19 protein-coding genes are annotated in these 20,316 nt (G+C 54.0%); 8 read left to right on the plus strand and 11 right to left on the minus strand.

The window, feature by feature from the left end:
* Positions 1-107: 107 nt before the first annotated feature.
* The 3 genes from PXG97_RS01030 to PXG97_RS01040 all read left to right on the plus strand — a co-directional run bounded on the left by PXG97_RS01030 (position 108) and on the right by PXG97_RS01040 (position 3,193).
* Entirely contained in the window at positions 108-1,205 is a 1,098-nt protein-coding gene (locus tag PXG97_RS01030; protein ID WP_276495850.1) for an AI-2E family transporter, read from the plus strand.
* A gap of 80 nt (positions 1,206-1,285) precedes the next feature.
* Entirely contained in the window at positions 1,286-2,179 is an 894-nt protein-coding gene (locus PXG97_RS01035) for an AraC family transcriptional regulator (RefSeq protein WP_276495851.1), read from the plus strand.
* A gap of 42 nt (positions 2,180-2,221) precedes the next feature.
* Positions 2,222-3,193: a multidrug resistance efflux transporter family protein gene (locus tag PXG97_RS01040; protein ID WP_276495852.1), complete on the plus strand. Its 972-nt coding sequence runs from the start codon at positions 2,222-2,224 to the stop codon at positions 3,191-3,193.
* A gap of 12 nt (positions 3,194-3,205) precedes the next feature.
* On the opposite strand, the gene PXG97_RS01045 is transcribed toward PXG97_RS01040, so the two are convergent.
* From PXG97_RS01045 to PXG97_RS01055, 3 genes are all read right to left on the minus strand, one after another.
* Positions 3,206-4,357 carry an acyltransferase family protein gene (locus tag PXG97_RS01045; RefSeq protein WP_276495853.1) on the minus strand — a complete coding sequence of 384 codons (1,152 nt, stop codon included), beginning with the start codon at positions 4,355-4,357 and terminating at the stop codon, positions 3,206-3,208.
* A 90-nt stretch (positions 4,358-4,447) separates the two neighbouring features.
* Positions 4,448-5,596 carry a helix-turn-helix domain-containing protein gene (locus PXG97_RS01050; protein WP_276495854.1) on the minus strand — a complete coding sequence of 383 codons (1,149 nt, stop codon included), beginning with the start codon at positions 5,594-5,596 and terminating at the stop codon, positions 4,448-4,450.
* A 147-nt stretch (positions 5,597-5,743) separates the two neighbouring features.
* Positions 5,744-8,509, minus strand: coding sequence for a TonB-dependent receptor (locus PXG97_RS01055; RefSeq protein WP_276495855.1), 2,766 nt, complete (start codon positions 8,507-8,509; stop codon positions 5,744-5,746).
* 148 nt (positions 8,510-8,657) lie between these two features.
* Here PXG97_RS01055 and PXG97_RS01060 point away from each other — a divergent pair, with 148 nt between their 5' ends.
* A complete protein-coding gene (locus PXG97_RS01060; protein WP_276495856.1) occupies positions 8,658-8,786 on the plus strand; it encodes a hypothetical protein in 129 nt (42 codons plus the stop codon).
* Between the two features lie 23 nt (positions 8,787-8,809).
* Positions 8,810-9,325 carry a DUF2062 domain-containing protein gene (locus PXG97_RS01065; protein WP_276495857.1) on the plus strand — a complete coding sequence of 172 codons (516 nt, stop codon included), beginning with the start codon at positions 8,810-8,812 and terminating at the stop codon, positions 9,323-9,325.
* Positions 9,326-9,364: 39 nt separating this feature from the next.
* On the opposite strand, the gene PXG97_RS01070 is transcribed toward PXG97_RS01065, so the two are convergent.
* From PXG97_RS01070 to PXG97_RS01090, 5 genes are all read right to left on the minus strand, one after another.
* Positions 9,365-9,943: a heme NO-binding domain-containing protein gene (locus PXG97_RS01070; protein ID WP_276495859.1), complete on the minus strand. Its 579-nt coding sequence runs from the start codon at positions 9,941-9,943 to the stop codon at positions 9,365-9,367.
* A gap of 219 nt (positions 9,944-10,162) precedes the next feature.
* On the minus strand, positions 10,163-11,041 hold the full coding sequence (locus tag PXG97_RS01075; protein ID WP_276495860.1) for an OmpA/MotB family protein: 879 nt from the start codon (positions 11,039-11,041) through the stop codon (positions 10,163-10,165).
* Positions 11,042-11,105: 64 nt separating this feature from the next.
* Positions 11,106-11,972, minus strand: a complete 867-nt coding sequence (locus tag PXG97_RS01080; RefSeq protein WP_276495861.1) for a methylated-DNA--[protein]-cysteine S-methyltransferase — start codon at positions 11,970-11,972, stop codon at positions 11,106-11,108.
* Between the two features lie 107 nt (positions 11,973-12,079).
* The gene (locus tag PXG97_RS01085; protein WP_276495862.1) at positions 12,080-12,790 is read right to left on the minus strand and encodes a tetratricopeptide repeat protein; all 711 of its coding nucleotides are present in this window, start codon (positions 12,788-12,790) and stop codon (positions 12,080-12,082) included.
* 114 nt (positions 12,791-12,904) lie between these two features.
* Positions 12,905-13,630: a hypothetical protein gene (locus PXG97_RS01090; RefSeq protein ID WP_276495863.1), complete on the minus strand. Its 726-nt coding sequence runs from the start codon at positions 13,628-13,630 to the stop codon at positions 12,905-12,907.
* A 161-nt stretch (positions 13,631-13,791) separates the two neighbouring features.
* Between PXG97_RS01090 and parS the strand changes: the two genes are divergently transcribed.
* Both parS and PXG97_RS01100 read left to right on the plus strand, forming a co-directional pair.
* Entirely contained in the window at positions 13,792-14,220 is a 429-nt protein-coding gene (gene parS / locus PXG97_RS01095) for a type II RES/Xre toxin-antitoxin system antitoxin (RefSeq protein ID WP_276495864.1), read from the plus strand.
* Positions 14,217-14,681, plus strand: coding sequence for an RES family NAD+ phosphorylase (locus PXG97_RS01100; RefSeq protein ID WP_276495865.1), 465 nt, complete (start codon positions 14,217-14,219; stop codon positions 14,679-14,681). The genes parS and PXG97_RS01100 overlap by 4 nt, the downstream gene beginning before the upstream one ends.
* Positions 14,682-15,259: 578 nt before the next feature.
* On the opposite strand, the gene PXG97_RS01105 is transcribed toward PXG97_RS01100, so the two are convergent.
* Complete coding sequence (locus PXG97_RS01105) at positions 15,260-16,636, minus strand: MBL fold metallo-hydrolase RNA specificity domain-containing protein (RefSeq protein ID WP_276495866.1); 1,377 nt, start codon at positions 16,634-16,636, stop codon at positions 15,260-15,262.
* A gap of 204 nt (positions 16,637-16,840) precedes the next feature.
* On the opposite strand from PXG97_RS01105, the gene PXG97_RS01110 reads away from it, so the two are divergent.
* Positions 16,841-18,091, plus strand: coding sequence for an alkaline phosphatase family protein (locus PXG97_RS01110; RefSeq protein ID WP_276495867.1), 1,251 nt, complete (start codon positions 16,841-16,843; stop codon positions 18,089-18,091).
* A 62-nt stretch (positions 18,092-18,153) separates the two neighbouring features.
* On the opposite strand, the gene PXG97_RS01115 is transcribed toward PXG97_RS01110, so the two are convergent.
* Together PXG97_RS01115 and PXG97_RS01120 are read right to left on the minus strand one after the other, a co-directional pair.
* Positions 18,154-18,753, minus strand: coding sequence for a hypothetical protein (locus PXG97_RS01115; protein WP_276495868.1), 600 nt, complete (start codon positions 18,751-18,753; stop codon positions 18,154-18,156).
* Between the two features lie 272 nt (positions 18,754-19,025).
* Positions 19,026-20,288: a cytochrome P450 gene (locus PXG97_RS01120; RefSeq protein WP_276495869.1), complete on the minus strand. Its 1,263-nt coding sequence runs from the start codon at positions 20,286-20,288 to the stop codon at positions 19,026-19,028.
* Positions 20,289-20,316 lie beyond the last annotated feature (28 nt).

Raw genomic sequence — 20,316 nt, forward strand, 5'->3', positions numbered from 1 at the left:
TGCAAAGGTAGGTCAATTCCCGCTCTGCCCGTGTAGCGAGAAGCGTATATGTATGCCTATACCTTAATTTTAATAACAAAATAGGGCATGCCTGCAGTAGTAAGGGTATGGAGAAAGAACCCGGAAGCAAGCTCAGGCACTATACCTTTATACTGCTGTTTGGCATACTGCTGGTGTACGTGCTGGTGGTGGCGCGGGAGTTCCTGTACCCAATCCTGATGTCGGTGCTGTTTGCCTACCTGCTGTACCCGGTGGAGAGCTGGCTGGAGTCGAAGGGGCTGCCGCGGATACTGGCTAACTTCATCACAGTGATAGCGGCCATGGCCATATTTGTGGGGGCGCTGGTACTGCTATACAAGCAACTGATTGTGTTTCTGGGGGATTTCCCGGCCCTGCAGGAAAAGGCAATGGACAACCTGGACCGCCTGCAGGAGAGTATAGATAGCCGCTTTGGAGAAAGCAACCCTAAGAACGAGCACTGGCTGCAGGCACAGCTAAAAAGCGCGCTGGAGCTGAGCGGCAGTTTCCTGAGCAACATCCTGATGGCAACAACCGGCACCATTGCCAAATTTGGCCTGATGCCCGTCTACATTTTTCTTTTTCTGTACTACCGCAACAAGTTTGAACACTTCCTGTTCAGGCAGGTAAGCTCTGCCAAGCATGGCAGGGTGAGGCGGATCATGGACGAAATCTCCAATGTGACCAAGCATTACATGGCCGGTGTGGTGATCGTCATCCTGATCCTTTGCGTCATCAACTCCACGGGCCTGCTGCTGATAGGGGTAGATTACTGGCTGCTGCTGGGCATCATCTCCGCCTTCATCAACTTCATCCCATACTTCGGCACGCTGATAGGAGGGGCTATTCCGCTGCTGTATACCTTGCTGGTGCAAGGCGACCCCAACAAGGCGCTGATGGTGCTGTTCTTCTTCCTGGTGGTGCAGTTCACCGAGAACAACATCCTCACGCCCAACATCACGGGCAGCAAAGTCAACATCAACCCTATGTTTACCATACTTAGCATTATAGTGGGCGGTATGGTTTGGGGATTGCCCGGTATGTTTCTGGCGGTGCCGTACCTGGGCATGTTTAAAGTATACTGCGACCATACCGAAAGGCTTGCGGGTTGGTCGTTCATGTTGGGCACTGAAGGCACTGAGGAGCACGCGCTCACCCTGGATAAAATTAAAAAGTTGTTCAGTTAGCGCTTTACCTGCTTTTTGTAAGGCCAAATAAGGATAGGCTGGCGCTTTTCTGCGTATTTTAGCATGCTATTTTTACCTCCATGAAAAAGCCGAAGCCAGAGCCATTGCCGATACAGGAACTGCTGCAACTGCAGGAGTTGGCTGTGCTGCCCCTACAGGAGTTTGCCAGCGAGCTTTCGGCGGTGCCGCACCGGCACAACGCCTACCAGCTCATCTATGTGCAGGAAACCAAGGGCGGTGATAACCTGATCGACTTCCGGCGCTACGAGATGCTGGCGGGCCGGGTGTTTTTTCTGGGCCCGGGGCAGGCGCACCAGCGGCTGGCGCTGCAGGAGCGCGGCAAGATCGTGGCGTTCCGGGAGAGTCTGCTGCAGACCACAGGCCTCACCGCGCACGATGTGCTGGTGCTGTTTGGGGCCGCGTACCAACACCCCTACCTCGACCTGCCTCCCAAACTGCGTCATACCATCGAGCAACTGGTGCAGCTATTGGAACAGGAGCTGGAGGAGCCTGTTCCGGATATTACCATACTCTCACGCTTGCTTTATACCTTGCTGAAGTTCCTGCTACGCGAGTCGCACCTGCAAATAGCCAGGCTAACGCCAGCCCGGTACAGCGAGCGCATCTTTCAGTTAAGCACTTTGGTTGAGCAGCATTTTCAGGAGCACCTGCCTGTGTCATACTATGCTGAGGTAATGGGAATTACCCCAAAGCACCTGAATAATATCTGCAGGATCAGTCTGGGGATAACAGTGGCCGATATGCTGCACAACAGGCTGTTGATCGAGGCTAAACGGCTGTTGTACTTCAGTACCTTGTCGGTGAAAGAGATCGCCTATACACTAGGGTTTGAGGATGCCTCCTACTTTGTACGCTTCTTCCGGAGGATGACGGGCCAAACGCCTATGCAGGTGCGGCAGCAGCAGAGTGGTTCCAAAAGTACCATAGACGAGGCGGATAATGCCATGACCTGATGAGGCCCGGGCCGTACATTTGCAAACTTTGTACGGACGGCTATGAACCAGAACAATCATTTAAAGGCAATCGCCATAGGCTCCCTGGCCTGTGTCTTTTTCAGCGCAACCTATACGGTGAACAGCGTTATCTCGGCCGATGGCGGCCACTGGGCCTGGACGGTGGGGCTTCGCACCACGTTTCTGGCTTTGCTGCTGTTGCCCTTGCTTGTTGTACAGGGCAGGTTGCTGCCACTAATTAAAGTGATGCGCCAAAGCCTGTGGGTGTGGATGGGGTGGGGCGGCCTTGCCTTCGGGATAGTCTATATCTTTTTGACCTCTGCCGCTTTCTTTGGCCCGGGCTGGCTTATAGCAGGCGTGTTCCAGTTCACCATTGTGGCCGGTATCCTGCTCTCGCCGCTGATTTACAAAGACGCGCGCGGCCGCATTCCGGTGCGCGCATTGCTGTTGTCCATACTTATTCTGGCGGGCATTGCCCTGATGCAATGGAGCCAGCGCAACGGCAGCTACACACCACAGGACCTGTGGGCCTGCGTGTTGCTGGTGCTGATTTCGGCTACCTTATGGCCGCTGGCCAACCGTAAGCTGCTGCTCTACACCGAGGAGAAGACACAGGGGCTTAACGCCATGCAGCGGGTGGCGGGCATGGCGATCGGTAGCCTGCCTGTACAGCTTTGCCTGATGCTGTACGGCTACAGCGAGGCAGGCTTACCCGATGGGTCCCAGGTATGGGGCACGCTCATTATCGCCTTGAGCTCCGGCGTGATCGGGGGCATCCTGTTTTTTGTGGCCATGAACATAGTGCGCCACAATTCGGCCGCGCTGGCTGCCGTGGAGGCTACCCAATCCATTGAGATTGTTGCCACGCTGGCAGGTGAGATAGTGCTGTTGGGCATTGGGTGGCCGGGACCGCTAGCAAACGTGGGCATGCTGCTGGTAATGGGCGGGCTGGTGCTGTACAGCATGCCAGCCCGGCAAAAAGCCCTGCGTTTACCCAAAGTAAGGCTGCGGTAGGGCTGATTTGGTTCAGGCTACCGCAGCCTGCTGCACAGGAGCCGTGGCCTTCTGCAGCGGTTTCAGCCCAAAGGGCACCCGCAGCCAGTTTACCGGCATGATCACAAATCTAGTCAGCACAAAGCAAAGGACAAACGTAGCCAGGCTGATGAAGGCGAATTTGATCCCGATGCCCCAGCTAAGTTCCCGCAGGTAGAAGCCCAGCGCCACGATGATGGTCTGGTGCAGGATATAGAAAGGGTATACCATTTCGTTAGCCTGTGCCAGGTACCTGCTTTTAATGTTGAGGTGCTGCATGGCAAAGCCAACAATCGCCATTAGCCAAAACCAGCGGTTGCTCTGCTTTAGAACATAGTAGCCATCCAGCGCCAGCCCGTTCAGCTCAACATCCTGTAACCAGTAAAAAGTATAAAGTATGGTTACCGCAGCTATTGCCAGGCTCAGGCTATACCAGCGCAGCGCCCTTACCTTTTCCTGAAGTTGCGGCAGCTTCATCAGCAGAAAGCCTATCAGAAACACCGATAGGTAGAGGAAGTGGTTGGCCCAGTCGTCGATGAGCGCGTTGGTGGCCGGAAAGCGCTCGTTCAGCAGCACCCCACCGATGCTTAGCCACAGCGCAGGCAGCGCCAGCAGCATCCAGCTTTGTATGCTTGCGGCGCTTATACTTCTGCGGCGAAGGTAGGCCAGCAGCGGTAGCAGCAGCAGGCTATAGCTCAGGATGTAGGCCAGGTACCACAGGTGGTGCCAGCTGAAGTTGCCTGCCGGGTATGGCTCCAGCTCAAAGATAGAAGGGTAGAAGCTGAGGTAATCGGTTGCCGTGCCTTGTACCACGCGCTCAAAGTACACCTGCGGGGGCACCACCAGCAGCATGCCCACCAGCAGCGGCACGAGTATTCTTTTAAGCCTGTCTTTGGCAAAGGCGCCGGCACTGCGGAAGCCCATGGCAAAGAATACCCCCACGCCCGACACCAGGAAGATGAGCGACATGCGCCACTGGCTCATAAAGAGCATGGGCGTCTCCAGCGACTCGCTCAGCACCGGGTTCTTGATATGCCATTCCCAGCTGACAAAGTACATGCCGGTGTGGTAAAAGATGAGCAGCGAGAAAGCCAGCACCCGTAGCCAGTCGAACTCATGACGTCTGATTTTAACCTGTTTTTCCATAGCATTATGTTTTGATGCAAACATCGCCAAAGAAGCACAGAAAGGAAGAATGTGCCGGTAAGTGCGAAGTGCTTACCTATAGGGAAGCACCTAAACGGAGCCGGAAGCGGTGGTTTTGCGGTATTGCCCCGGCGTTTGGCCGGTATACTTTTTAAAGGCCGCGCTAAAGGCGGACTTTGACAGGTACCCTACCTGCTCGGCCACTTCCTCCACCTTCAGGTGTTGTTGCCTGGGGTCCGAAAGTATGGTTTTGGCCTCGCGGATGCGCAGCTCAGCCAGGTATTCGAAAAAGCTTTTTCCCAGGCGCTCGTTCAGGCTCTGCGAGAGGTAGTGCGGGGAAGTCTGGAGCTGCCTGGCCAGCAAGGGCAGGGAGGCTGAAGGCTGAACGAAGAACTTCGCTTCTTCCGCTGCTTTCAGCTTCTGGAGCAGGTCTTGCTTGGCCTCCTCGCTCAAGGCCGATTTCTCATACTTGACCTGCACCACCGGCTGGAAGAAAGCGGAGTCGGTAATGATCTTATAGCTGGCGAAGAAGAGCTGCAGCACCAGGAAGGCGGCCAGGATGTGGTCTCCCAGATCGCGCTCGTAGCTCAGTTTGGTCAGGAGGATCACTAAAAGGGAAGCAATGAAAAAAAGCAGCAGAAACCTGGCCCAGGTGTAGAAGTATTGATTAGGGGAGTCGGAGGCTTTTCGGTTTTTCAGGAGCCAAAAGCAGAGGCCTATGTAGAGGAGGATGTGCAGTATCGTTAGCTCGTTCACATACTCCGTTAAGTGCAGCGGGTCCCAGTAGAGTTGTATGTTAACCGGCAATTGCTCCATCTCCGGGAAGTATGCCCCGAGGTAGGCGTTATACTTTACTTCCTCGGGCTGTAGGTAAAACAGGGTGTGGTACAGAAAGTACACTCCAAAGGGAATGAAGTGGAGCCATTGCCTGTGTGTCCAGTTGTTGCCGTTCAGGCTCCGGAAAAGCAGGTAAGTCAGCGGGCCCACAGCAAAGTTGGCCGGCTCCGAGAAGTCCACCAGGGGCAGCACCCGGAACATCAGGCCGCTGTAGCAAAGAAAGACCTCCAGCACCAAAGCGGCAAACGTAAACACCAGGGCTGCCAGCAGCAGGTGGTGGTAGGGCTGCCGGTGCGGCCTACGGGCCAGGAACAACAAACCCAGGAAAAAGCCCTGCACTACACCCACCAGCAGTATGGCGGCAAACCAGTCGAAGCGGAAGAAGGTCTCTGTTAGCGGCATCGGCAAGTATACGTGGCGGCTTATCCTGTGTAAGGTGCAGGCTCTCTGCAATTTTACTTATTTCCTGCCACACTTGTAGCTTACGGCAACAAAAAAGCCCGGACCACTGGCCCGGGCTCTTACCTTAATCAAACAATGGCATGCTCATTATGGCCTGCCGCCCCAGTTGCCGCTGCGCTCCTGGTTCATCTCCGGGGCATCCCCGCTGATGAACTTGCGCAGGTTATAGGTAAAGGTGAGCATAAAGTAACGCTGCAGCACCGTAGACTGCACGTCCTCTATATAATCTGCGGCGATGTTACGCTCGATGCTCACGTTCTGCTTCAGCAGGTCGTTCACGCTCAGGCTTATCTCGCCTTGCTGGTTCTTAAAGATCTTCTTGCCCAGACTCATGTTCCAAAGCAGGTAGCTGTTGTCCACGCCGGCAGAAAGGCCGCTGTTGTACTGGTGGTTCAGCTCGGTGCGGTACACTATCCCTTTCCAGATGATGCTGTTCAGGCGCAGGTTGGTGCTGTGGGTGTAGTAGTTGTTGTTCTGGTTGGTGCGTAGCGTGTTTTCTATCAGGTTGTAGCTGCCTGTGGTCGAGATGTTGAAGTCCACCTTCTCACTGATGTTACTGCTCAGGTTCAGGCCTGCCCTGAAGTTTGTGTTGTTGGCGTAGTTGATCTCCTCATCGATCATACCCGGTATTCTGGAGTAACCTACCGAGCCATTCACGTTAAAGTTGGAACTGATGAAGTTAAGCGGTTGCCCGTAGTTAAAGAACGAGCGCACGCTCCAGTAGCCATCCAGGTTTACCGGGCGCGAGAAACGCGCACCTGGGCGGTATGTATAGTTTTCAGGAAGCTCGAAAGGCACATCGCGTGTATAGATGCTGTTGGTGATGTAGCTCTGCGTCATGTTACCGAACACGCCCATGAAGAACACTTTGTTCGTCTCGGCATTAAAGCTGCGGAAACGCGTGAACAGCCTGTGCTGGTATTCCTGGTCTAGCTCCGGGTTGCCGATGCGCGGCTGCAGCGGGTTAGAGATATCCAGCACGTTCTGCAGTTGCTCTACCGACGGCTCGTTGGTGGAGGTGCGGTAATTAATCCTCAGGTTCGTGGATTTTGAGAACTTATACTCATACTCTGCCGATGGCAATACGTTCGTGAAGTTCCTTTTCAGCGGGTACCGCTCCGGGAACTCGCTCTCGCCACGCAGGGTAGCGTACTGGTAGCGGGCGTTCAGCTGAAAACTGGTGCTCTCGGTTCTGTACTGGTAGCTCGGGCCGAAGCGCTGCGAAATGTAATCGCTGTTGAATGTGTTGCTGAGCGGAACGTTAAAGCTGTCGTAGCCTTCGCCTTCCACAAAGTCGTAGGTTCTTCGGTCGGAATCGTTGTTGCGGTTGCTGATGTTATACTCCAGTTGCAGGCGTGAGTTCTCGCCCAGTCGCTGTGAGTAATCCAGGTTGCCAGACCAAGAGAAGTTACTGCGCTCCAGGTCGATGAACTGGTTCCGGGTCACGTCGCGCTCCGGGTTCTGCAGGTTTGAGGTGTTCTCCAACTGGAAAGCCTCGCCGTTTGTGGAGCTGTAGCGCGTGTCAATATCCGCGGTCAGGATTCTGCCGGAGGTGCCGAAGCGGTGCGAGTAAATAATGTTGTTGCTGAAGTCCAGGCTTGTGTTTTCAGCATTGTTGGAGTTAAGCGAGTTTGACAGCACATCAGCATTGGCGATTGTACTGGCATTGCGGGTGGTCAGCGACTCGTTACGCTGCACCGTGATGTTCGGCCTTACCAGGAGCCTGTTGTTCTCGTTGATGTTATACTGCAGCCTAAAGTTAAAGCGGTGGCTCTCCGAGATGTCCTGGTTGCGGCTGTTCTCGGTGTAGGTGGTGTCGCTGTTCACAAAATCGCGGAAGCGGTACTGGTTATTGATCACATCGCGGTTTGAGTAGTTGTAGTTGGCGCCAACCTCCATTTTCTTGCCCCACATGTCATTGTAGTTCAGGCCCAGGGTGTTGGTGTTGATGATGCCGTTCGGTGAGCCGCCGCCCCAGCCTCTGCGGCCGCGCATGCCGCCGCCAGGTGTCTCGCCAATGGAGAAATCAAACATGTTGATGTTGTTCGTAAGACCTGTGGCCGTGATGCGGCGGTCGCCGTTGAAGTAGTTTACCGTGGCGCCCACCATGTAACGCTCGTCGGTGCCGTAGCCGGCCGATGCCTTGCCCACGTAGCCCTGGCGCTTGTCTTTCTTGGTCACGAAATTGAGCGTCTTGATGCGGTTCCCGTCGTCGAAGCCACTGAAGGCGGCGCGGTCGCTCTGGCCGTCAAACACCTGCACGCTCTCCACCATGTCGGCGGAAAGGTTACGCACGGCGGCGTTTACGTCCTCTCCGGTGTAGCGCTTGCCGTCGATCATCACCTGCTGCACATCCTCGCCCTGTGCCTGTATCTTGCCGTTCTCCACGGTTACGCCAGGCATTTTAGTCACCAGGTCCTCGGCGCTGGCATCCGGGGCAGTTTTAAAGGCCTTGGCGTTAAACTGGGAGGTGTCGCCTTTCTGCTCGCCCAGCGGGGCGCGGCCAATGATCTGTACTTCCTGCAGGCCGGTGGCCGCATCGCGCAGCAACAACGGACCTAGGTTTACCGGGGAGCCAGCCACCTGAAAGCTGCGGGTGAAGTTCTCAAACCCGATGTAGTTGATCTCCAGGGTATACTGCCCCTGGGCCACGCGCTCGAAGCGGAAGCGGCCCTCGCCGTCGGTGGCGGTTACTGATTTGGTGGCGTCAGCGGTGCGCGTCAGCACCACGTTTGCGCCCGGCAGCGGAGTTTTATCGCTGTTGCCCTGCACGACGCCCGATACCGAGGTAGTTTGTGCAAATGCCTGCAGCACGGCCACAAGCATCAGGAAGGTGGTAAAAAGCCTCTTCATGTAGTAGGTGTGAAGTTATGGTATAGTAAGACTTGGTTGTTTAGACAGCAGACTACTGCCTTAGTTTAACTCATCCATAAAAAATTCTACATATCTTATAGAGGCTGCTGAGCAGTTTGGCAGCGCCAGCTTTTACTTTCGGGAAAGCTTGAACAAAATACAGGCAGGCAGGTTACTTTTGCACCGGATCACGTATAAAGAGCAGCTGCAGAAGATTTTCCTGAGGAAGCTGTCCACGCTGTACTTTACCGCCTCTTTTTTCCGTTTGCAGCAATAACCTATACTTTAAGACACATACCTGTGGCCGTTTACAGTGTCATATCCTCTTTCCTGAGACGCAGGCTGGTGCAGCCGGCGGTAAACCTGCTGCGGCAGGGCATGACCCCGCGCAACCTGTCAGCCACGGTGGCAGTGGGTAGCGTGATCGGAGTCATTCCGGCGATTGGGGTAACCACCCTGCTGAGCACGGCGGTGGCGGCACGGTTCCGGCTTAACATTGCGGCTACCGTGCTGGTGAGTTATCTGGTGCAGCCGCTGCAGATACTCCTGTTTATTCCGTTTATCCGGCTGGGTATTACTTTTTTTGGCTTAGGGGAGCTGCGGCTTACGCTGGCCGAGATGCAGGTCATGTTCAAGGCCGATTGGCTGGATGCCATTAGCAAGCTTTGGATGGCAAACCTGGCGGGTATCGCGGCCTGGGCCATGCTTTCGGTGCCTACGGGCGTGGTTTTATACTTTATCCTCTTGCCCGTGCTGCACCGGGTACTGCCTAAACCCAAACTGGTTGAGGCAGAATCGACTGCAGTAGAAGCGTAACCCTGCCCAATGGTTTTTCAAGTAGCACGCCTTGTGTCCTTAACCATTGGTGGTGAACTCTACTCTTATCTGCACGCGCTCGGAGAGCAGATCAGTGGCAGGCATTACTTTTACCTTGTCCGATTCATGAAAATACCTTGCTAACCCTTTTATAATGCCAATTGCAAAGCCGGCCATCCGGCGCTTTGAGTGATAGTCTATGACCAGCATGTTTTTCCCGACCTTGGTGACGTGCAGCGGGGGCGGGTTTGTTTGTGCACTTTCCCGCTTGATGCCGCTATGCATGTGGGAGCCGATATGTTGCAGCATCTCATAGGTTTTCCAGTCAGGGTTCACAAATTTTTTGAACACCAGCAACAGGTCTGGCACCAGAAACTCCCCAAAATCTTGCTGAAACTCCGGATAAGGCACTCCCTCTGCCAAAGCCCCGGCCGCCAAAATGGTGTAAAGTTCCGATACCGGGTACACCTCCGTCATTTGGTAGGGGGTGGCAACCCGCTCTATGTTTTCGCTCTCCAGAATCCTAATCCAGGTGCTGTAGTCATGCCTGTTCTCGATGTAACGCTTCAGAAAAATGAAGATAGACCCGTGCATCAGGTCGCTTGATAATCCGTGCATGGCTAAAAGTATGTCTGCTTGTGATTTGCCAAAAGTTGTCGAACTCGTTACGCATTCGACATACCATTTACGGCCAGAGGGCAGAAGTGGCAAGGATGTATTTGTTGAAAGTTTGTCTTATTCAAAGGAGTTTGCTGTGTTGGAGTAGTGCAGCCAGAAAGCAAAACAGCCAGCCCTGTTAAAGGCTGGCTGCATGTTATACTTACACATTTGAACCGCTTAGGTCGTCTCCAGAATCTGGAACAGCTCGTCCAGTTTAGGCGTCAGGATGATTTCGGTGCGGCGGTTCTTCTGGCGGGCCTCCTTTGTCTTGGCCTCGTCCAGCGGCACATACTTCGAGCGGCCTGAAGGTGTCACGCGGGTTGGGTCTACGCCGGCGTTTGCCAGGATGCGGGTGATCTCTGTGGCGCGCAACACGCTCAGGTCCCAGTTATCCTGCATGCCCACGGTTCCTCTGGCTATCGGCACATCATCTGTATGGCCCTCTACCAGCACGTTCACGTCCTTCTGCTCTTGCAGTACGGATGCCAGTTTACGCAGGGCGTCCACGCCTTTCGGGTCTACCTTGGTAGAGCCGGAATTAAACAGCAGCTGCTCTGCCAGCGACACGTATACTTTGCCGTTGCGGACATCGATGGTCAGGTCTTTATCGTTAAAGCCAAGCAGGGCCTTGCTCACGCGGTTGCGCAGGTTGGCCACGGCAGCATCTTTCTCATCCAGGATGCGCTGTAGTTCGGCCAGTCTTGCCTCGCGGGCTTTCAGGTCGGCGTTCAGGCGGTCGATCTGCGATTTGCTCATGTTTAGGCTCTCGCCGAGCGATTTTCCTTCTTTCAGGGCTTTGGCCAGGCTCGCCTCGTACTCGCGTTTCTGCTGCTCCAGTTGGGCGCGCTCTTCCTCCAGGCTGGCTTTGGCAGCCTCCAGGTCGGCTTTCTGTTGCTCTAGCGTAGATTTTTCCTTCTGCAGTCCGGCCTTGTCTACCTCCAGCGCATTCTTACGGGCCATTAGGTCATCGTACTTTTTCTTGGATACCACGCACGACGAAAGCGACATGCTACCAGCCAACAACAGGATGGAGGCCTTGAATAGATGTTTTCTCATTTGCAATAGCTAAAAGTTTGTAATAGGGTGTAAGCAAATATAGCAAAAAACCTTTAACTGCAGCTCAGCCAGCAAAATCAAAAGATAGATTGCCGCCCAAAACCGGAGGAGCAGAGGCTGCTTCCCAACCGATCATGGCCATTTTACGCTCGCTGCCCCATCGGTACTCGCCTATGCCGCCCACGCTCTTAATAACGCGGTGGCAGGGGATGAGGAAGCCGATGGGGTTGCTGCCAATGGCGGTGCCCACGGCGCGGCTGGCGTTTGGCTGGTTTATGCTGTGCGCAAGGCTGGCGTAGGAGCAAAGGTGGCCCTCAGGTATACGCAGCAGGGCTTCCCATACTTTCAGCTGAAAGGGTGTGCCGCTCAGGTGCAGCTTTATCCGGCCATCTTCCGGGGAGATGGTGTTCAGGAAAAATGACTGTACTTGCTGGTGCATTTTTGTTTCCTGCTGCAGCAGTTCCGCCCTGGGCCATACCTGCCGCAATTCCTGCAGCGCCTGCTCAGAGTTTTGGAAGAAGTGCAGGTAGCAGATGCCTCTGGACGTGGAAGCGACCAGGTAGCTGCCGAACTGGCTGGAGCCGAAGCTATACTTTAGCTGCAGCTGCTCGCCCTGGTTCTTGTACTGCCCCGGCGTCATGCCTTCTACGCTGACGAACAGGTCGTGCAGGCGGCTGCTGGCGGAGAGGCCCGTGCTGTGGGTGGCCTCTAGCACCGAGGTGCTCTGTGCCAGCACTGCCTTGGCATGCTTTAGCGAGAGGTACTGCAGAAACTTCTTGGGGCTAACACCGGCCCACTCGGTAAACACCCGCTGGAAATGCTGCGGGCTCAGGTGCACTTGTGCGGCCACTTCCTCCAGCGTCGGCTGCTGTGCTGCTTGCTGCCGGATGTAAGCCAGTGCCTTGGCTACGGTTTCATAATGCGTGTTCATAGAGGCAATTACCACATTCACCCTTATACTTTCAACCCGATTCTTGCGGACTTTGTACTGGTTGTAAAAGAAAAATCCCCGGCCTTGGGGCTAGGGATCTATACTTGCTAATTGGCAACGCTGTCGGAGGCACTGAAGAAGCCCTGCGGGTCGGGCATTTTCTCGCTCAGCTCCAGGATGTAGCTGTAGTCGATCTGCGACATGTCAATGCTGCGGCTCTTGTGCAGGTAGTCCCATGCCTCGCTGTACTTCTTTTCCTGGCATTTGGCCACCGACAGGTTATACAGCGCGTAAGCATTGTTTGGCTCTGCGGCAGTGGCTGTGTTCAGGTATGCAAGTGCTTTTTTCAGGTCTTTCTTCTTTTTCCGCTCTTTGTACACCGCCAGGTAAGAGGCAGCAACATCTGTTATCAGCATAGCGTTTTTATTATCCAGCGCCAGTGCCTTCTCATACATCCTGATGGCATACTGGTTGTCGCCTCGGGCGGAGGTTACCAGGCCGAAAGCCCAATAGGTGTCTTTGTTGTCAGGGTTCAGGAGCCAGGCCAGGTTAAAGCGGTACATGGCCGTATCCACCTGCCCCTCGTTCAGGTACTCCCAGCCGCGCTCCATAAAGAACTTACTGGCCTCGCGGCGGTCGTTGAAGTTCTTGTCGCAGCTGGTCAGGAATTTCTCGTCCTGCTTCTGCTCGGCTTCGGTTTTCTGTTTCTCCCCGAACATCGGCAACACCTTTGGGCTGAGCTCGGCGGCTTTGTCCTGGGCAAAGCTGAGGGAGGCGGCAAAGAGGAACGCCACGGCGGCTAAAAGTAATTTTTTCATATAGTAGCTGTTTTATACTTCTGGGTCAGTGCTGCTGGAGTAGCAGCAGGTCGGCCTAAACAAATTTTAGCAAACGTATAAAAGTAACACAGCTGCACTATACTTGCAAGCAGCTTACTTCCGCTGCGCCACATAAATCCCTTCAGGGTCTTTTCTCTGCTCCAGCAGAACGGCTATAAACACCTGGTCTTCCTTGCTCTTATCCTGCCGGATGCTCTGGTGCAGGTAGTCCCATGCTTGGCCGAATTCATAGAGGTAGTAGCTGTTCACGGCCAGCTTGTAATAAATATCTGCGGCGTTTTTAGGGTGCAGTTTCAGGGCGCGCTCCAGAAGCTTCCGGCTCTGCTGCAGGTCTTCTAGCGTGCTTTTTTGGTAGAAACGGGAGAGGTGGGTGGTGGCGATATCGGTGAGCAGGCGCGGGTTTTCTTTGTCCTTATCCAGGGCGCGATACAGAATGTAAAGGGCTTTGCTGTATTCCTGCTGCTGCCCGTATACCAGGCCATAGCCCCAGTACACTTCGTTGTTGGTGCGGTCCATCAGCCAGGCACGGTTAAAATAGAGCAGGGCGGAATCCAGCTTCTCCTCGTTAAAGTTGCGCTTGGCCTGCAGCACATAGTACTTGCTCCCGAGCTGGCGGCTTTTAAACCTGGAGGCATTCTCCTTCAGGAACTTGTTTTGTGCGGCCGCTGCCTCTGGTGTGGCCGGAGCCATGGGCGGAATCACTTCCTGCATGGTAAGGCGCGGGCGCTCGGGCTGTGGTGTGTTGGTCAGGGCGTTTTGCACATTGCAACTGCTTAGGCCCATTGCCACCAATCCTGCCGCTGCTATCCAATATCGCATTTTATACTTTTACTGGTTTCATTTACTAACGCCTTTGCGTGTGGTTTAGTACAAAGAGAATGTTTCTGCAGGAAAGGAGTTCGGCTATGAATTTAATTGCGACAATTGACGTTTTATTTTAGACAGTTTTCGTATATTTGAAAGTATAAAATGTTACCGCCATGGGACAAGCCTTGAGTATAGACAGTAGCCTGAGCTACAAGTTGATAGATGATAAAGACGTATTCATGCTTATTAGCACAGTACGTGAGGGGATCAAGTATGCCTTGTTTCAGAACATTGCTGATAAGATCCCTTTCAGCGTGAGTGAGTGGTCTAACTTTCTGCACCTGTCGGAGCGGACCTTCCAGCGCTATAAAAAGGAGAAACGCACCTTCGACCCGCTGCACTCTGAGAAAATACTGGAGATAACGCTGGTTTATAACAAAGGCACCGACGTGTTTGGCGACAAGGCAAACTTTGATGCCTGGCTGGAAGCAAAGAATGTGGCATTGGGCGGCCTGAAGCCAAAAGAGCTGCTCGATAGCACCTTTGGTATTGGTCTGCTGCGCGATGAACTAACGCGCATAGAACACGGTGTGCTGGCATGATCGTGTACCGCCTCAGCAGGGGCCCTTACCGCAACGACCTTTCGGGGCGCGGGGCGGAGATTGCAGGCGGCCGCTGGAACAGCAAAGGCACCGCCATACTTTACACCAGTGAGTCCATTGCCCTTTGCACCGTCGAGATTGCCGTGCACATGCCGCTGGGCATCGTACCCAAAGATTACTACCTCGTCCGCATCGAAATTCCGGAGGCGGCAAGTATAAAAGAACTCTCAGAAACAGATCTCCCCGAAGACTGGAAATCGTTTCCGCATGCCAACAGCACCCAGGAAATTGGCGATGCCTTTGTGCAGGAGGCGGAGCACCTGGTGCTGAAAGTGCCATCTGCCACTGTGCAGGGCAACTATAACTATCTCCTCAACCCGCGCCATCCCGATTTCCCTCAGGTGAAAGTAGTGGATTCCATTCTTTTCGAGTTTGACAAACGACTGTTTGTGAAGGAATAGGAAAGCAAAATGGAATCAACCGGTGCTTCACCAGGTCCAGCCACTTCTACCCACTGAGAGTGCTGTTCCCTTAGAGGCTAAGGTGGAGAGTTCCGTAGTTGCTTTGGCTATAGTCAGTTTAATGCCTTCTGATATGCACGAGTTGCCCTTACAAGGAAAAACCCAACCCCTTCCAGAAGGAGAGCTCTGTTCAAGCTCCGTCAGCCGAGGCTATCGAATACTGAACCCAGTCCTTGGGTTGAGCGCCTTCTAGATTTCTGGTGACGAGCCGGAGGCGAGGCAGCCCGAGGCACGAGGGCAGGAAATGTAGATAGCGCGATGCCCGAGGACGAGCCCTCTCGGGCTGGAGAGCAGAAAGTACACTATGGAACAAGTTGGTCGTAAAGCCGTGGATGAACTGTAGCTAACAAGTATAGCTTGGTTCAAGCTGCGGGAAGCAGTAGCAATAGGGAAAGCACGAGCTGCAAGCTCGCGACAGCGGGGGCTGGAGGATCAGCAGTCGCTAGCAAGGATAGCTAGACCAAGTTGAAGAAAGCAGGAGCTAAACACAGGCACCAGCAGATGCCTGCACCATCCGCTTACACTTCATACCTCACCCCCATTTGCGCAATCGTGACAGGCCAGCTCAGCTCATCTGTGATCTTTAAGCGTAGCGCCTCACTGGCCTGCGCCTCACCGTGGTTCAGGAAAGTTTGCATCGGCGCCTCTTTAAAATGGCTTAACCACCATAGCAGGTCAGCTTGGTCGGCGTGGGCAGAGAGGGAGCCAACTTGGCGAACCTCGGCATGCACCTTATAGTAATTCCCGTGAATCTTCAGCTCCTCAGAGCCAGAGCGAAGCAGGTTTCCGCGTGTGCCTGGTGCCTGAAAGCCTACCAGCAGAATAGTGTTTCTGTCGCTACCCAGCAACTGCTCCAGATAGTATAATACACGCCCGCCTGTCACCATGCCACTGCCCGCGATCACGATTTTCGGCCCTTTCTTGTCCAGCACGTGCAGGCTGTGCTCAAATTTCCGGATCACGTGCACATCGCGCATCATAGTTTCACACTCGGCATCGGTCAGGTTATGCCATTCGCGGTGGTGCAGGTACAGTTCTGTAACATCAATGCCCATAGGCGTGTCTAGGTAGATCGGAATAGGAGGGATGCTCTTTTCCTCGCGCAGGGTATTCAGGATTAGCAGCAGTTCCTGCGCCCGCTCCACGGCAAAACTCGGGATTACCAGCACGCCACCCTTCTCATAAGTATGGTTCACCACCTCCGCAATTTCCTGGTAGGCTGATTTTGCGCTGTGTAATCGGTCTCCGTAGGTAGACTCGAGCACCAGAAAGTCAGCATCGCGTATGGTAACAGGCGGTTCCATTAGCAGCGGACGCCGACGGCCCAGATCTCCGGAGAAAACGAACTTCCGCCCCTGGCATTTCAGTTCCACTATGGCCGAACCAAGTATGTGGCCGCTCTTGCGGAAACAGAACTTAAAGTCTTCATTGATGATCACCCACTCGCCGTCCTCGTGTGTCTCGAAAAGCGGTATGGTGCAGTCCACGTCCTCCTCTGTGTAAAGTGGCTTAGCCGGCCGGTGCTTGGTATAGCCATACTTGTTGGCCTGCATGGCATCCTCTTCCTGAATGCGGGCACTGTCGCGCAGGATGATTTCCGCCACATCGCGGGTAGGAGTAGTGGCGTAAACAGGTCCCTCGTAACCATTCTTGACCAGTACAGGCAGGTAGCCGCAGTGGTCGAGGTGGCCGTGGGTAAGTATAACGGCATCAAGATGCTCCGTGTCAAGAGGGAGTTTTTCCCAGTTCAGCAGGCGCAGCTGCTTTAAACCCTGAAACATACCGCAGTCGATAAGCACCTGGTGGCGTGGAGTGCGCAGCAGGATCTTAGACCCAGTAACGGTGCCGGCACCGCCTAAGAACTGCAGCTGAATGGGAGTGTATTCCGGGATCATAGTTTCTGAAAGAGAGGATATGTAATTGCCTGTAAAATTAGAACGGAGGCATCATATAAAAGTTGATTCTTATCACTATATAGCGAATTCTTGATTTAATAAGAAGGGGAAGGCATGTTCCATACGTGGCGCAACATTAATTTAACCTCTGCTCATACGTCTTGTTTAGCCTGTTCGGCTTAACTTAGCAGCATGAAACGCTTTATGATATGGATATTTGCCCTGCTGCTGGCTGCACCGGCTTGGGCACAGGTGGACACCGCGCAGCATGTGGAGCCAGACCGCCACAACAGCGCAGCGCAGATGCAGAAACCATACGTGATCCTGATCTCTGCCGATGGCTTCCGCTATGATTACGCCGATAAGTATGATGCTGCTAACCTGAAGGAATTTAGGACACAGGGTGTGCAGGCTGAGTCGATGCTGCCTTCGTTCCCCAGCAAGACCTTCCCTAATCATTACACGCTGGTAACGGGCATGTATCCGGCCACCCATGGCCTCATCAACAACTACTTTTATGATCCGCAGCGGAAGGAGCATTACTCCATGCGCGACCGCAAGCAGGTAGAGGACGGCAGCTGGTATGGTGGGGTGCCGCTGTGGGTACTGGCAGAGCAGCGCCAAATGCTGTCGGCCAGTTATTATTGGGTAGGATCGGAGGCTCCGGTGCAAAATATCCGCCCGACCTATTGGTACAAGTATAACGAGGAGATCCCGTTTGAAGAGCGTGTGCAGACGGTGGTGAACTGGCTAAGCCTGCCAGCGGAGAAGCGACCGCACCTGATCACCTTTTACCTGCCGGAGGTGGACCATGCCGGCCACCGCTACGGACCCGACGCGCTTGAAACAGCGCAGGCGGTGAAGGAGCTCGATAAGCACCTGAAGCAGTTGACAGACGCTGTTGCCGCTACAGGCTTACCGGTGAACTACGTTTTTGTGTCGGACCACGGCATGACGCAGATAGACCAGCAAAACACGCTGCCACTACCCACAGCTATTGATACAGCGAAATTTATGGTATCAGGGGGCGGCATGGTGGTGGAGCTGCATGCAGAAGACAAGAGCGCGATCAAGCCCACCTACAAACAGCTGAAGAAAGAGGCGAAAGGGGCCTACAAGGTATACACGAAGCGTAAGATGCCCAAGCACCTGCATTATGGCGAGAAGGACGACAAGTATAACCGGGTAGGTGACATCCTGCTGCTGACTGATGCGCCAAAGGTGTTTCATTTTTCGAACCGAAAGCCTTCTCCAGGGGCACATGGTTATGATCCTGAAACGGTGAAAGACATGCATGCCGTGTTCTATGCCTGGGGGCCAGCCTTTAAACAAGGCTTTACCATGGCCTCCTTCAGCAATGTGCAGGTCTACGCCATTGTGGCAAAGCTGCTCGGCCTGAAGTACAGCCACCGGATAGACGGCGATGACAAGATAGCAAAGCAGGTGCTGAAATAAAGCATGAACAAGAAGAGCCGCAAAACTTTGCGGCTCTTCTTGTTCATGCTATCTGTGATGGTTTATCTGCCCGGTAAGTATACCTGCAGGCCCACGGCCACGTTCAGGCCCGATTCTCCGTTACCCACTGAAATGTCGGCGCTGGTACGGGTGTAGCCAAGAATGCCCTCCAATGCAACATTTTGCGCCACGAAATGGGCATAGCCGGCCCGTAAGCCAAAAACCCCGGAAAACACAGAGTCACCTTCGCTGTCCTCCTCCGAGCTACCGGCGATTCCTGCGATTGCCTCGCCAAACCAGCGGTGGGTAGGGGCCGCTCCTTCAGGGAAGTAATAACGGACAAAGGGGGTGATTCCGTAGCGAAACGTTTCGCCACCGTCGTAGATGTCCAGGCCTAGTTGTAGCTCGGTGCCTACAGCGGCATTATCGCTGAGAAAGTAGCCCGCGCGGGGATTGACGTTCAGAGTAAAGAAATCAGACTTGAAGTTAAAGCCGATGTTACCGATGTTGGCGCCCACGATCCAGTTGCCTTCCTGCACCGCCTGATTCGCTACCGGGGCTGTCGTTTGAGGTGCCCGTTCCCTGATTTCATCTTCTACCTGTGCCGAGGCAGAAAAGGCAGCCAACATGATAAGTACTGAAAGTAGAAATGTTTTTTTCATAGCCTTCTTTGTTGTTAGTAGTTGTACATTAATCCTTGCCAGATTTAAACAAACCTGGTGTTACTCTTAACGCGCATGGGATCAGGTAGTTGCATATTGCGGTAAAGAGGCCGCTCCAGAATTGCCCAAGTGTTTTCGGAAAGAGTGCGGCAGTAACCTTAAAAGGCAGGAATTTGCACTTTCTGCTATAGCGCTCAGTGTTGCGAGGTGCAACTGTCTGATGAAGAAGTCTCTGACGGTAGGGTCGTTTAGCCAGAAGCCTACAGGAAGAGTTAAACAACCAAGCCTACATACCTCACCTCAGTGATTATAAAACCGCTCTTTGGCTTGGTTGGCATTTTACTTTTGTCCACGCGCAGGTCCTGAGGGGGCACGATGTACTGCAGCTCCTGGGTCAGGAAATTAAGCGCGCCTTTCATGGCCTCAATGGTAATCCACTCGCCGGCGCAGCGGTGATTGGTTTCAAAGTCACCGCCTCCCTGGGGGATAAAGTCAAACGGGCTGCCAGACCATCCTTCAAAGCGATCAGGCTTAAACTCGTACGGCTGTGGCCACAGCTCCGGGTCGTGCAGCAGGCCATAAACATCCAGGAGCACCAGCATGCCTTCTTTAAAGCAATAGCCCTTCCAGTCAAAGTCTTTGCGCGGCCGGGCCCCTAAAAAAGGGGTGAAAGGGTATAAGCGCCGCACTTCCTGCACAAAGTTCTGGGCGTAGGTACCGCCGTGGGTCGTTAGTTTCAGGAGTTGCTCCGGGTGCTCGTGCAAGGCCAGGGCGGAAAAAGCCACATAAGTGGCGATGGCAACAATTGGCCGCACCACGTTCATCAGTTCCACCGCGGCTGTTTCGGTATCCAGCAGCTCGTCGTTCTGGTCGCGGAACCAGGCAATCCGGAAAGCAGCCGATGCCTCGGGCACCTCCAGTTTTCCGCTTCTGATGCCTTGTATTACCTGCTGGTTCCATTGCTCAGATTTGCTACGGGCCTTTATGCCACGCCAGTAGCGGGTAGTCACGCCCCCGAAGCCATAGATCATGGCCATGTACTCCTGTGCGCGCTGCCTTACCTCTGTGGGGGCTAAGGGAACCCCGGCCCATTTACAGGCAGCGAGGCAAAACACCTCACTTGCCTCATCTAGCAGTACCACACGCTCCATTTTTTCCCACTTGCGGGCATAGGCGCGCCAGTAGCGCAGCGTCAGGTCGGTCAGGTGCTTTACCCGATCAGGCGACATAAACGACATAAACAGGGCCTTTCGCCGTTGGTGCTCCCCGTCCACCTGCATCTGTATGCCGTTGGTGCCCATCAGGGTTTTCTGCACCCGCTTCGGGATGGCTCCCTTGCGCCAAAAGTAGTTGTTGTCATAAAACAGTTTTGCCGCGTCGGCGCCATGCAGGCACGCCGCTTTTTCGCCCATCAGGCGGGTCTCAAAAATAGCTGTGTTGTACTTTTCTAGTCGGTTCTTTATGTAAGGATACCCCTCGTTTATCAGGCTAATGGCATCGTCCAGTGTGGATTCGTGCGGTATGGTGGTTTGCATAAAAAGTTTGTTTTCAGTTATGTAGATG

The organism is Pontibacter litorisediminis (assembly GCF_029360645.1).
Taxonomy (GTDB): Bacteria; Bacteroidota; Bacteroidia; order Cytophagales; family Hymenobacteraceae; genus Pontibacter; species Pontibacter litorisediminis.